A 12,905-nucleotide genomic window follows, 5' to 3' on the forward strand; every position below is an offset into this window, starting at 1 on the left:
GATAAAGGGCGAAATTTTAACGAACCCCCGTCGACATTCACTGAAAATTGTTGATAAATGGGGAAAAGAATAAGCTTTGTAACAATTTCGTCTAGAATACATACCATTAAACGCTGTCTCAAATGGCAAGGTTTTCTAACAATATTCGAGTCAGGCAATAAAGCCTTTGGGAGTAATACCATGCAAGAGAATCATAAGATCCTGGTTGTCGATGATGACATGCGCCTGCGCGCGCTTTTAGAACGTTATTTAACCGAGCAGGGCTTCCAGGTTCGCAGCGTTGCCAACGCTGAGCAAATGGATCGCTTGCTGACTCGTGAATCCTTCCATTTGATGGTGCTCGATCTGATGTTGCCGGGTGAAGACGGCCTGTCCATCTGCCGCCGCCTGCGCAGCCAGAGCAACCCGATGCCAATCATTATGGTCACCGCCAAAGGCGAAGAGGTCGATCGCATCGTGGGGCTGGAAATCGGCGCCGACGACTACATTCCTAAACCGTTCAACCCGCGTGAGCTGTTGGCTCGTATCCGCGCGGTGCTGCGCCGTCAGGCGAACGAACTGCCGGGCGCGCCTTCGCAGGAAGAGGCGGTGATCGCGTTCGGCAAATTCAAACTGAACCTCGGCACCCGCGAGATGTTCCGCGAAGACGAACCGATGCCGTTGACCAGCGGCGAGTTCGCGGTACTGAAGGCGCTGGTCAGCCACCCGCGTGAACCGCTGTCGCGCGATAAGCTGATGAACCTGGCGCGTGGCCGCGAATACAGCGCCATGGAACGCTCCATCGACGTGCAGATCTCTCGCCTGCGCCGCATGGTTGAAGAAGATCCGGCGCATCCGCGTTATATCCAGACCGTGTGGGGTCTCGGCTATGTCTTCGTACCGGACGGCAGCAAGGCATGAGGCGATTGCGCTTTTCACCGCGTAGCTCGTTTGCCCGAACCCTGTTGTTGATCGTCACCTTGCTGTTCGTCAGCCTGGTGACGACCTATCTGGTGGTGCTGAACTTCGCCATCCTGCCCAGCCTGCAGCAGTTCAACAAAGTATTGGCCTACGAAGTGCGTATGCTGATGACCGATCGGCTGCAGCTGGAAGACGGCACGTTGCTGGAAGTGCCGCCGGCGTTCCGCCGTGAGATCTACCGCGAACTGGGCATCTCTCTCTACACCAACTCGGCGGCGGAGGAGAGCGGCCTGCGCTGGGCGCAGCACTACCAGTTCCTCAGCCAGCAGATGGCGCAGCAGCTCGGCGGGCCAACCGATGTGCGGGTGGAGGTGAACAAGAACTCCCCGGTGGTGTGGCTGAAAACCTGGCTGCAGCCCGATATCTGGGTGCGCGTGCCGCTGACGGAAATCCACCAGGGCGACTTCTCGCCGCTGTTCCGCTATACGCTGGCGATCATGCTGCTGGCGATCGGCGGCGCCTGGCTGTTTATTCGTATTCAAAACCGCCCGCTGGTGGAGCTGGAACATGCGGCGCTGCAGGTGGGCAAGGGCATTATTCCGCCGCCGCTGCGCGAGTATGGCGCTTCCGAAGTGCGGTCGGTGACTCGCGCATTCAATCAGATGGCGTCGGGCGTCAAACAGCTGGCGGATGACCGCACGTTGCTGATGGCCGGGGTCAGCCACGACCTGCGCACGCCGTTGACGCGCATCCGGCTGGCGACGGAGATGATGAGCGCCGAAGACGGCTATCTGGCCGAGTCGATCAATAAAGACATCGAAGAGTGCAACGCCATCATCGAGCAGTTCATCGATTATCTGCGCACCGGGCAGGAAATGCCGACCGAAAGCAGCGATCTGAACGCCATTTTAGGCGAAGTGGTCGCGGCCGAGAGCGGCTATGAGCGGGTGATTGAAACCGCGCTGTCGCCGGGCGAGCTGATGATGAATGTGCATCCGCTGTCGATTAAGCGGGCGGCGGTGAATATGGTGGTGAACGCGGCGCGTTACGGCAACGGCTGGATCAAGGTCAGCAGCGGCCGTGAGCTGCAGCGCGGTTGGTTCCAGGTGGAAGATGACGGTCCGGGCATCAAACCGGAAGAGTTGAAGCACCTGTTGCAGCCGTTCGTACGCGGTGACAGCGCGCGCAGCACCAGCGGCACCGGTCTGGGGCTGGCGATCGTGCAGCGCATTATCGACGCGCATGACGGCGAACTGGATATCGGCACCAGCGAGCGCGGCGGGCTGTTGATCCGCGCGTATATTCCGTTGCCGATGGAGAAAAAAGAGTCGACCAACGGCCATCAAACGGCCAGGGAAAACGCCTGACCTCTGGTGTGGGCCGCGCCGCTGCGGCCCCGTCAGGACTTTCTGCTCATCACGTAGTATTCCGCCGCATCTTCATGCAACCGACGGCCGGTCGGCGCCTGCCACGGATCGATTAACTCGATGCCGCAGTGGAGGAAGTCTTTAGTATTGCGGGTGGCCAGGGCGGCGCCGTAATGCAGGCAGGTGGCGGCGATTTGGGTATCCGGCATGCTCATCGCTTTACCCAGCAGCCGATTCCTTGCCGTCAATTCCGCGTATTGCATCGCGCACAGCCCATCAAACGGTAATATCTGCCCCTCGAACTTCAATTCAATGGCGTCCGCCAATTTCAGCTTGAGATCCCGCTGGCGCTTGCCGTCAGGCATGCAGGCCACGCCGCTGAACAGTTCGGCGAGGACAATGGCGCTGAGATAGAGCTCGTCATTGTCCTTTTCATTTAACCAGTTAATGACGTTGTAGTACGGGCTGGGACGCAGCGTTTCTGAAATGACGTTGGTGTCGATAATGATCATGCGTTGTCATCTTCATCATCAAAGGTGACGATGCGTGGCGGCACGGCGTCACGCGGTGGGATCTCCAGCTCAACGCCGCCGAATTCGGCGAAGTGCTGATGCATCCAGGTACCCAATCCATAGCGCGGCGGCTTTTTCACCAGCGCCTGTTTCAGGATCATGCGCGCTTCCTCTTCCATGGAGTGGCCGTTTTTCGCCGCTGAGATACGCAGCAGCTCTTTGATTTCGTCGTCCAGATTTCTGACGGTGATAGTCGCCATTGAAACCTCCTTTGCTATCAATGATTGCATTGACTTATTTTCTCGCCTTGCTGGTTAAAAAGCAATCGATAAAAATAAAAAAAGGCGCGGGATCCGCGCCTTAGCTGAAGAGGTAATGCTACCGAATTACAGCTTCGGGCCAGCGCTGACCAGCGCGGCGCCTGCAGGCGTATCGGTGTATTTGTCGAAGTTGGTGATGAAGCGCTCGGCCAGATCCTGCGCTTTTTCCTGCCACTGCTCGAGGCTGGCGTAGGTATTGCGCGGATCGAGGATCTCCGGATTCACGCCCGGCAGCGCGGTCGGCATCGCCAGATCGAAGATCGGCAGAGTGACGGTTTCCGCCTTGTCGATCTCACCGCTCAGGATGGCGTCGATGATGCCGCGCGTATCTTTGATCGAGATGCGTTTGCCGGTGCCGTTCCAGCCGGTGTTGACCAGGTAAGCCTGGGCGCCGGCGGCCTGCATGCGTTTCACCAGCACTTCGGCGTACTGCGTCGGGTGCAGCGACAGGAACGCGGCGCCGAAGCAGGCGGAGAAGGTTGGCGTCGGTTCGGTTACGCCGCGCTCGGTGCCGGCCAGTTTGGCGGTGAAGCCGGACAGGAAGTGGTACTGAGTCTGGTTGGCGGTCAGACGCGATACCGGCGGCAGCACGCCGAAAGCGTCGGCGGTCAGGAAGATCACCTTGGTGGCGTGACCCGCCTTGGACACCGGCTTGACGATGTTCTGGATATGATAGATCGGGTAAGAAACGCGGGTGTTTTCGGTTTTCGAACCGTCATTGAAGTCGATGCTGCCGTCGGCCAGCACGGTGACGTTTTCCAGCAGCGCATCGCGTTTGATGGCGTGGTAGATGTCCGGCTCGGCTTCTTCAGACAGCTTGATGGTCTTGGCGTAGCAGCCGCCTTCGAAGTTGAACACGCCGTCGTCGTCCCAGCCGTGCTCGTCATCGCCGATCAACTGACGCTTAGGATCGGTGGAGAGGGTGGTCTTGCCGGTGCCGGACAGGCCGAAGAACACCGCCACGTCGCCTTTCTCGCCCACGTTGGCCGAGCAGTGCATCGAGGCGATGCCTTTCAGCGGCAACAGGTAGTTCATCATCGAGAACATGCCTTTCTTCATTTCGCCGCCGTACCAGGTGCCGCCGATCAGCTGCATGCGCTCGGTCAGGTTGAAGGCGACGAAGTTCTCCGAGTTCAGGCCTTGCTGCTGCCAGTTCGGGTTGGTGCATTTGGCGCCGTTCATCACCACGAAGTCCGGTTCGAAGTCAGCCAGCTCTTCGTCGCTCGGGCGGATAAACATGTTTTTCACGAAGTGCGCCTGCCAGGCCACCTCGGTGATGAAGCGCACTTTCAGGCGCGAGTCGGCGTTGGCGCCGCAGAAGGTATCCACCACGAACAGGCGCTTGCCGGACAGTTGTTCGGTGACCAGGTGTTTCAGATCGGCCCACACTTCCGGGCTGAGGGGTTTGTTGTCGTTCTTGCCTTTGCCCTGATCGGCCCACCACACGGTATCGCGGGTGATGTCGTCGCGGACGATGTATTTGTCTTTCGGCGAGCGGCCGGTGAAGATGCCGGTATCGACGGAGACGGCACCCAGCTTGGTGACTACCCCACGCTCAAAACCTTCCAGAGATGGGTCTGTTTCTTCCTTAAACAGCAGTTCATAGCTCGGGTTGTGAACGATTTCGCTGACGTCGTGAATGCCGTAAGCGGCCAGATCCTGAGGGGTTATACCTTTAACGCGCATGTTACTACTCCTTGGTCACAGAATTTCTGGCGGCAATTGTAGGGATCTAACGGTGCGTAACCGCGATGGGTATCAAATATTTAACGTTTTAGGCGGTATTTCGTTACGATCTGAGAGATAGCACACGGAAAAAAGCAAACGTGCAAACGGCGGGCGTTGGCGGGCGCCGGGCGCGCCCGCCGAAAGGGTGTAACTTAGTGCAACTGGTCGCTTTCGCCGGTGTTACCCGCATACAGCGCGGCAACATCAACCGGGTCAAAGACATAGTGGCTGCCACAGTAGTCGCAGTGCATGTCGATATTGCCGTCCTGCTCCAGCATGTCCGCCACTTCGTCGGTCGGCAGGGTCAGCAGCGCGTCGGCGCAACGCTGGCGAGAACAGGTGCAGCGGAACTGCACGTCCTGCGGTTCGTACAAGGTGACCTCTTCCTGATGGTACAGGCGGTACAACACTTCGTTGGCCGGCAGGCCGAACAGCTCTTCGCTTTTGACCGTGTTGGTCAGTTGCACCAGATGATCGAAATCATCGAGGTTGCCGTCCTGCGCCGGCAGCACCTGCAGCAGCATGCCGGCCGCCGCGGCGTTGCCTTCCGCTTCGCCGGTGCGGATGAACAGGCGGGTTGGCAGCTGTTCGGACTGGCGGAAGTAGGCTTCCAGGCATTCGGCCAGGGTTTCACCTTCCAGGCCGACAACGCCCTGATAGCGCTCGCCTTCCGTCGGGGAAATGGTGATGACCATGACGCCGTTGCCGATCATCTGATGCAAGGTGCTGTCGTCGGCGATAGGCGCCTGGGTGCGCGCAACGCCGCGCATCTCCTGGCGATTGTTGCCGTTGATCACCGCCAGCTTCAGCGGGCCGTCGCCTTGCAGCTGAACGGTGATGTCGCCGTCGAACTTCAGGGTGGCGGTCAGCAGACTGGTGGCGACCAGCAGTTCACCCAGCAGCTTTTGCACCGGCGCCGGGTAGTCGTGGTTATTCAGGATCTGCTGATAGGTTTCGCTGACGGTAACCAGCTCGCCGCGCACCGCGTAGTTTTCAAACAGGTAACGGTGCAATTGGTCATGGTTGGACATAATCTTCTCTCATTGCGGTGAGGGGTTATTCCGGCTCACCAAATTTAAATTTCATCAGGTCGCGCCGCTCCTTTTTGTCCGGACGACGGTCCGGATGCGGCATGGTCAACGCGTTCATCTTGCGCGCCAGCGCCATTTTTTCGCGGTTGGCGATGCTGGCTTCGGTTTCCTGATACATTTGCTGCGCCTCGCCGGCGCCGCGGCGTTGGCTGGTCAGCGCCAGCACGATCACCGTACGTTCTTCGTTGCCCTGCCGCAGCTTGAGCTCGGCGTTAAGTTCGACAATCTTGCTCGGCTTGCCGCGCTGGCCGTTGTAATGCACCTTGCCGCCGTCGATCATTTCGCGCGCCAGTGCGCGGGTCTTGTAGAAGCGTGCGGCCCACAGCCACTTATCCAGCCGGACCGAGTCGTCGCGCGTCGCTTTTTCCTTCATGCTTCCCCCTTGGCCAGCGCAGGTATCAGCAGGCGATAGTCGCGCATCGACGGATGGCGCTGGAAGCTTTTCTCCGCCGTGCTGGAGTCCGGGTTTTGCACGCCCAGGCAGTAACGAATGCCGAAAGTGCGCGCCGCGTCGAGGATCGGCTCGCCGTCGTCGACGAACAGCGTGCGCTGCGGGTTGAACCCGGTGTGCTGTTGCACCGCCTGCCACAGACGCTGATCTTCTTTCGGATAACCAAATGTGTGGGTGGAAAACAATAAATCAAGGTGCCGATCCAGACCGGTATGCTCGATTTTCACCGCCAGGCTGTGCGGATGGGCGTTGGTCAGCAAAATGGTTTGCAGGCCGGCACCGCGCAGCGCCCGTAAAAATGGCTCGGTGTCCTCGCGCAGCCGGGCGCGGCTGCCCACTTCGCTGGTCATGCGGTAGATATCCAGATCCAACCGCTCGCTCCAGTAATCGAAGCAATACCAATTCATGGTGTGCTGCACCGCCTGATATTCCCGCTCAATAATATTGCGGGCTTCGTCAAACGGAATGGCGCGCCTTTCGCTCAGCGCTTGCGGCACCAGGCTGAGCCAAAAGTGACTGTCGAATTCCAGATCCAGCAAGGTGCCGTCCATATCCAGCAGCACGGTATCGATCTGCGGCCAATCAAACTCGGGAACCATAAAAACTCCACGGGCGAACCGACGGGCGGTCCGCAGATGAGAATAATAGCGTTAGCGTAGCATAAGCAGATGACAGGGCGGAGGCCCCGGCGTCAGGTTCAGGGCATCGGCCGCATCGACATCGGATTGAGCTGCGGGTTGAAGCAGCTGTCGTAGTAACGCTGGATATCGGCGACGCGGTGTTGATTGATGCGCCGACGCTGCACCAGCCGCCAGGCGTTATAGCCCAGGCTGACGACCACCGCCAGCAACAGCAGGCTGGTGCCGAGGTAGCGCCACAGGGTGATCATGTCCGGTTCGCTGTGCAGCGCCACGTGGCGGGTGCCGTTGGCATCGACGCTGAGGCTGGTGATCACCCCCTGGGCCTGGAACGGGGTATGCAACAGCAGAGTGGAAAGGCGCTGCAGCTCATTCCACTGGTCGAGGGCGTTGTATTCGCTTTGCGGCACCGAGGATTGCGGGTGGCTGACCAGTTGGCGGCCTTCGTCGCTGCGGATCAGGAAACCGCCCGGTGGCGGGCTGTTGAGCGCCGCGGCGGCCAGGCGCGTTTCATTGAAGATGAACGATGACGTGGCCACTTTGGTCAGGCTTTCCAGCGACTCGGCGCTCACCGGGCGCAGCAGGACGTTGACGCCTTGCAGCGCGCCGGACCTGGCGCGTTTCATCAGGCCGCTCCAGTTTTTGGCGTTGCCCAGGTTGACCAAGGCGTTTTTTAACCGCACGCAGTCGTTTTCTGCCTGACATAAATCCTGCGTTTTCAAAACGATATCAGAGAAGTCATCCAACAGGATCATGCCGGATTTCTCGATGGCGCTGGCCAGCTGCGGGTTGACCTTCTGATCGGCGCCGCTCGGATGCAGCTGGCTGTTGACCGTGGCCAGCAGGGCCGTCGCTTTGTCTATGACTTCCGATTCCGGCTGCGGCAGCGGGGCGGCGTTGTTCCAATAGATGCCGGAGCAGTCGAACGGCGCAAAATTGACGGTGCCGCCACCGTTGGCCGGCGGCGGCACATAGCACATGCCGCTGCCGCGCACTTTCAGCGTGTCGCCGATGCGCAGCGGCGTGGCTTCCAGGGCCTGCACGCTGGTCACTTCCACTTTTTGCGCACCCTGCAGCCAGGCCATGCTGAGGGTCAGCGGCAGGTTGAGCGGGATATAGATCAACAGCAACAGCAGTACCAGCGCCGAGCTGGCGACCAGCACCGCGTTGCGGCCCCACTGCTGCAGCGGGAAATTCTTCACTTCGTCATGCAGCGAGAGGAAGCGCCCCTGGCGCACTACCTGCCGATTGAGGTAGACGTCCACATCGGTGGTCTTGCCCAGATCCTGAGTCAGGTACGGCTGCCAATGCGGCGGGTAGATAAGATCGATGATGCCGAGCGAAATGTTGCTGATCTGCCCCTGATCGGGCTCGCCGAACAGGCCCCAGCGCTTCGGCGTGCCGCGCAGGCAGTGGATCTCTTTCAGCTCACGCGATGCCGGACGGCGGAACAGGTTCCAGCATCCCCAGGCGATCATCAGCACCGCCACAAAAATCATCCAGGGGATAACCAGCACCGGGCTTATCAGGCTGAAGAACAGCAGCAGCAGTGCGGCGGAGATGATGACGGCTTCGCGGATGCCGTTCGGCCGGTTCAGCGCATGCTCTTCCGGCGTTTCCTTGCGAATATTGACCAGCTCGACATGCTCGCTCTCTTCCTTGCGGATGGACGCGTTTTTGGTCGGCGTGGCGGCCACCACCGGCGGCTGCGGCCGGTCGTGAATGTGATCTTTCAGCGAGTGCCCGTTGAGCGAAATCACCAGCGGCAGCGTCTGGGTTCTGATCACTTCCACATGGTTGTCGGCGGTGATATAGGGTTCCCAAAACGGCGGCAGATGCACCTCTTCCGCGTCGAGGTAATAGCGCCATTTATTGGGATCGTCGCTGGCCAGCCCGTAGCGGGTGATGGCGTGCGTGACCGGATATACGTTATCGCTTTGCGGGGTGAGCGCCAGCTTGGCCGCGGGCAGCGTAGCGCCGCCGCCGGGCAACAGTTTGTTGCTCAGTTTGTTTTGCTGACTGAGATAGAACTCGACCGCGGCGCGCTCTTCGTCGGTCAGCTTGCGGTGGGCAGGCTTGATAAACGGCAATGCGTGCGCCAGCGCCGACGGGTTGCGGGCCTTGAACCACAGGTACAGGCCGGCGGCAATCAGGCAGACAAGCACTAAGGCCAATATCAACACTATTGTGCTCATGCAATCCCCATCTCACACCCGTGAATTTCGCCAACCTGATGAAAAGCTGAATATTATACGGAGTAAACCGCCAGGAGGCACCCAGAACTAATGAGGGAACAAACAGATTCTCGCTCTGGATCTCATTCCTTCATGACGCAAGGCCATTTTATCACTGATTCTTGCCTGCGTGATACTAGCAACCGGCCTCTGTCGTCGATATCGGTATTATCCTATTTTCTTGCGCGCTGTTTGCTGAATCAGTACGGAAAATCGCCGGCCGCTGGCTACGCTTGTTAAAAGAAAGTAAATTACTGTTCATGCGCGTTGCGGCGGAGCTTGCCCTTAACGCACAATGTGATCAGGATCGAATTTGGTCAGCGTTTGAGCGCCAATGAGCCGTGCGTTACGCCAATCATTTTTTCGGTTGCCCCGTCCGCGCCTGGGTAACCTCTTTGAGGCAATCATGGATAAACACCTGCAAAAACCTAAAATTCTGAAAGTGGAAACGGTCGCGCGTTCGCGTTTATTTAACGTCGAGTCGGTCGATTTGGAATTCAGCAACGGTGTTCGGCGGGTGTATGAGCGCATGCGGCCTTCGGATCGCGAAGCGGTGATGATCGTGCCGGTGATTGGCGATGACCTGCTGCTGATCCGCGAATATGCGGTCGGCACCGAATCCTATGAGCTGGGGTTCCCGAAAGGGCTGATCGATCCCGGTGAAGGGGTGCTGGAGGCGGCCAACCGCGAGCTGATGGAAGAGGTGGGGTACGGCGCGAAACGCTTTGATTTTCTCAGTAAGCTGACGATGGCGCCGTCCTACTTTTCCAGCAAAATGAATATCGTGCTGGCGCACGATCTCTATCCGCAGAGCCTGGAAGGGGATGAACCGGAGCCCTTGCCGCAGGTGCGCTGGCCGATCGCCAACATGATGGCGCTGCTGGCGGAACCGGATTTCCGCGAGGCGCGCAACGTCAGCGCGCTGTTCCTTTCCGAGGCATTTTTGCGCGCGTCGCGCTGATACGCTTCACGCCGAATAAAAAAAGGGCCAGATTTCTCTGGCCCTTTTCGATCAGAACAGCTCGTGGCTTTCGCCGCCCGGATCGGTCAACGTGGTGCCGGTATCGCGCGATGGGTAATCCGTCGGCTGCGTTCCTTCGATGAAGTACTCGGAACGGCTGCCGCCGCCACCGCCAGAGAGCTTGCCGCTGCTCTTGTCGATGGTGACGCTGATTATGCCCGGCGGCGGCGTGACTTTCTGCTCTGGGATGCCTTCCAGCGCGGTTTTCATAAAGTCGTCCCACGCCGGCTGGGCGCTCTTGGCACCGCCTTCACCGCCGGAAATCTGATCCGGGATGGCGCCGGATACCGTCGAACGGCCCAGGTCGCGGCGGTGATCGTCAAAACCGATCCACACCGAGGTCACGGTATCCGGGCCATAGCCGGAGAACCAGGCGTCCTTGGAACTGTTGGTGGTACCGGTTTTGCCGCCGATATCATGACGTTTCAGATCGCGGCCGGCGCGCCAGGCGGTACCCATCCAACCCGGTTCGCCGAAGATGTTGCTGTTCAGCGCGTCGTGGATAAGGAAGGCCAGCTGTGTGCTGATGACGTGCGGCGCATACTGTTGGTCGCCGTCCTGCTGTACCTGAGCCGGGGTGACTTGCTCCAGCTGAGGCATCGGCACCGTGCTGTTGTTGCCTTCCTGCGAGGTGGCGACGTTTTCGATGTTGTCGTCGGACAGCACCGCCGAACGGTGGGTATCGCCGTAGATCACCGGCAGGTTACAGCTGCCGCACACCACTTTCGGTTTGGCTTCGAACACCGTATTGCCGTTATCGTCTTCAATTTTGGTGATGAAGTACGGATCGACCAGGTAACCGCCGTTCGCCAGCACCGCGTAGCCGCGCACCAGCTGCATCGGGGTGAAGGAGGCGGACCCCAGCGCCAGCGATTCGGTATGCACGATATTCTGCGCCGGGAAGCCGAAGCGCTGCAGATATTCCGCCGCGTAGTCGACGCCCATCGCGCGCATCGCACGCACCATCACCACGTTCTTCGATTGCCCCAACCCCTGTCGCAGGCGAATCGGGCCGTCGTAGGTCGGCGGCGAGTTCTTCGGCCGCCAGTCGGTGCCGGCGCCGGCATCCCAACGGGTAATCGGCAAGTCATTCAGAATGGTGGCCAGCGTCAGGCCTTTATCCATCGCGGCGGTGTACAGGAATGGTTTGATGTTCGAGCCCACCTGACGCAGGGCCTGCGTGACGCGGTTGAACTTGCTCTGATTAAAGTCGAAGCCGCCAACCAGCGCTTTCACCGCGCCGTCGTTCGGGTTGATAGAGACCAGCGCCGAGTTGACGTCCGGCACCTGCGACAGCCACCAGGCTTCGTTCACTTTACGCACCCACACTTGCTGGCCGGCCTGCACTACGTCGGTGACGCGTTTCGGCGTTGGGCCTTGCTGAGTGTCCGAACGGTATGGGCGTGCCCAGCGCATGGTCGCCATCGGCAGGGCAATACTGCTGCCGTCGGCCAGCATCGCCGTCGCTTCCTGCGGGTTGGCGGCGGTGATCACCGCCGGCGCCAGCGGGCCGTAGTTCGGCAGGTTTTTCAGCGAATCGACAATCTGTTTGCGATCCCAGGCCGCTTCGCCGACTTTCCACAACACGTTGGATGGGCCGCGGTAACCGTGGCGCATGTCATAGGCCAGCACGTTGTTGCGTACCGACTCCTGCGCCGCCAGCTGCAGCCGTTTGGTGACGGTGGTGTAAACCTTGTAACCATCGGTATAGGCGTTTTCACCGTAACGCTTGATCATCTCCTGACGCACCATCTCGGAGAGATACGGCGCGGAGAAGCTGATTTCCGGCGCATGGTAATTGGCGACCAGGTCTTCGGAGCGCGCCTGATCGTACTGCGCCTGCGTGATGTAGTGTTCGTCCAGCATGCGCGACAGCACCACGTTGCGACGGGCAACGGCGCGATCGTGCGAATAGAGCGGGTTGAAGGTGGATGGCGCTTTCGGCAGGCCGGCGATGGTCGCCATTTCGCTCAGGGTCAGCTGGCTGACGTCTTTGCCGAAATAGACCTGCGCGGCGGCGCCCACGCCGTAGGCGCGGTAACCCAGATAGATCTTGTTCAGATACAGCTCAAGGATTTCATCCTTGGTGAGCATCTGCTCGATGCGCACCGCCAGGAAGGCTTCCTTGATTTTACGCATCAGGGTGCGTTCCGGGCTTAAGAAGAAGTTACGCGCCAGCTGTTGGGTAATGGTACTGGCCCCCTGCGAAGCGTGGCCGGAGACCAACGCGATGGAGGCGGCGCGGAAGATGCCGACCGGATCGACGCCATGGTGATCATAGAAGCGGCTGTCTTCGGTGGCGATGAATGCGTGCACCATCACCGGCGGAATTTGATCCAGTTTCAGCGGAATGCGGCGTTTCTCGCCGTATTGGGCGATCAGTTCGCCATCGGCGCTGTAGACCTGCATCGGTATCTGCAGCCGCACATCTTTCAGCGTTGCGACGTCGGGCAGCTGCGGCTCGACATATTTGTACAAGCCGAAAATCGAGGCTGCTCCCAGCACGATGCAACATACTGCAAGGATTAGTAAATACTTTACGAACTTCACCTGAGATTTCCCATTTCTAAGTCATTTGGGCAGTTTATAAACAACCGCGCGGTAGTATAAAGGCAAGCCTGCGACATGGATATGTTCTTTTAT

At 59.3% G+C, this 12,905-nt stretch carries 11 protein-coding genes; 3 read left to right on the forward strand and 8 right to left on the reverse strand.

Features of this window, described 5'->3' with window-relative positions:
* The first annotated feature begins 180 nt into the window (after nucleotides 1–180).
* Nucleotides 181–900 (forward strand): osmolarity response regulator transcription factor OmpR, encoded by a 720-nt coding sequence (gene ompR / locus JL05_RS05730; protein WP_004709363.1) that lies wholly within the window; start codon nucleotides 181–183, stop codon nucleotides 898–900.
* The gene (gene envZ, locus JL05_RS05735) at nucleotides 897–2,267 is read left to right on the forward strand and encodes a two-component system sensor histidine kinase EnvZ (protein WP_015379311.1); all 1,371 of its coding nucleotides are present in this window, start codon (nucleotides 897–899) and stop codon (nucleotides 2,265–2,267) included. The genes ompR and envZ overlap by 4 nt, the downstream gene beginning before the upstream one ends.
* 32 nt (nucleotides 2,268–2,299) lie before the next feature.
* On the opposite strand, the gene JL05_RS05740 is transcribed toward envZ, so the two are convergent.
* The 7 genes from JL05_RS05740 to JL05_RS05770 form a co-directional block, all read right to left on the reverse strand.
* Nucleotides 2,300–2,779 carry a type II toxin-antitoxin system VapC family toxin gene (locus JL05_RS05740; protein WP_004930733.1) on the reverse strand — a complete coding sequence of 160 codons (480 nt, stop codon included), beginning with the start codon at nucleotides 2,777–2,779 and terminating at the stop codon, nucleotides 2,300–2,302.
* Nucleotides 2,776–3,039 carry a FitA-like ribbon-helix-helix domain-containing protein gene (locus JL05_RS05745; RefSeq protein ID WP_004930730.1) on the reverse strand — a complete coding sequence of 88 codons (264 nt, stop codon included), beginning with the start codon at nucleotides 3,037–3,039 and terminating at the stop codon, nucleotides 2,776–2,778. The genes JL05_RS05740 and JL05_RS05745 overlap by 4 nt, the downstream gene beginning before the upstream one ends.
* 126 nt (nucleotides 3,040–3,165) lie before the next feature.
* Complete coding sequence (gene pckA, locus JL05_RS05750; protein WP_015379308.1) at nucleotides 3,166–4,785, reverse strand: phosphoenolpyruvate carboxykinase (ATP); 1,620 nt, start codon at nucleotides 4,783–4,785, stop codon at nucleotides 3,166–3,168.
* A gap of 194 nt (nucleotides 4,786–4,979) precedes the next feature.
* Complete coding sequence (hslO, locus tag JL05_RS05755) at nucleotides 4,980–5,858, reverse strand: Hsp33 family molecular chaperone HslO (protein ID WP_015379307.1); 879 nt, start codon at nucleotides 5,856–5,858, stop codon at nucleotides 4,980–4,982.
* Between the two features lie 25 nt (nucleotides 5,859–5,883).
* Nucleotides 5,884–6,291, reverse strand: coding sequence for a ribosome-associated heat shock protein Hsp15 (gene hslR, locus JL05_RS05760; RefSeq protein ID WP_033631910.1), 408 nt, complete (start codon nucleotides 6,289–6,291; stop codon nucleotides 5,884–5,886).
* Complete coding sequence (gene yrfG / locus JL05_RS05765; RefSeq protein ID WP_004930298.1) at nucleotides 6,288–6,968, reverse strand: GMP/IMP nucleotidase; 681 nt, start codon at nucleotides 6,966–6,968, stop codon at nucleotides 6,288–6,290. The genes hslR and yrfG overlap by 4 nt, the downstream gene beginning before the upstream one ends.
* Before the next feature lie 98 nt (nucleotides 6,969–7,066).
* Nucleotides 7,067–9,202, reverse strand: coding sequence for an intracellular growth attenuator family protein (locus tag JL05_RS05770; protein ID WP_033631911.1), 2,136 nt, complete (start codon nucleotides 9,200–9,202; stop codon nucleotides 7,067–7,069).
* A gap of 445 nt (nucleotides 9,203–9,647) precedes the next feature.
* Here JL05_RS05770 and nudE point away from each other — a divergent pair, with 445 nt between their 5' ends.
* Nucleotides 9,648–10,202 carry an ADP compounds hydrolase NudE gene (gene nudE / locus JL05_RS05775; RefSeq protein WP_015379304.1) on the forward strand — a complete coding sequence of 185 codons (555 nt, stop codon included), beginning with the start codon at nucleotides 9,648–9,650 and terminating at the stop codon, nucleotides 10,200–10,202.
* A gap of 51 nt (nucleotides 10,203–10,253) precedes the next feature.
* On the opposite strand, the gene mrcA is transcribed toward nudE, so the two are convergent.
* Nucleotides 10,254–12,812, reverse strand: coding sequence for a peptidoglycan glycosyltransferase/peptidoglycan DD-transpeptidase MrcA (gene mrcA, locus JL05_RS05780; RefSeq protein ID WP_031300057.1), 2,559 nt, complete (start codon nucleotides 12,810–12,812; stop codon nucleotides 10,254–10,256).
* Nucleotides 12,813–12,905 lie beyond the last annotated feature (93 nt).

Origin of the sequence: Serratia nematodiphila DZ0503SBS1 (genome assembly GCF_000738675.1) — a bacterium.
Classification (GTDB): domain Bacteria; phylum Pseudomonadota; class Gammaproteobacteria; order Enterobacterales; family Enterobacteriaceae; genus Serratia; species Serratia nematodiphila.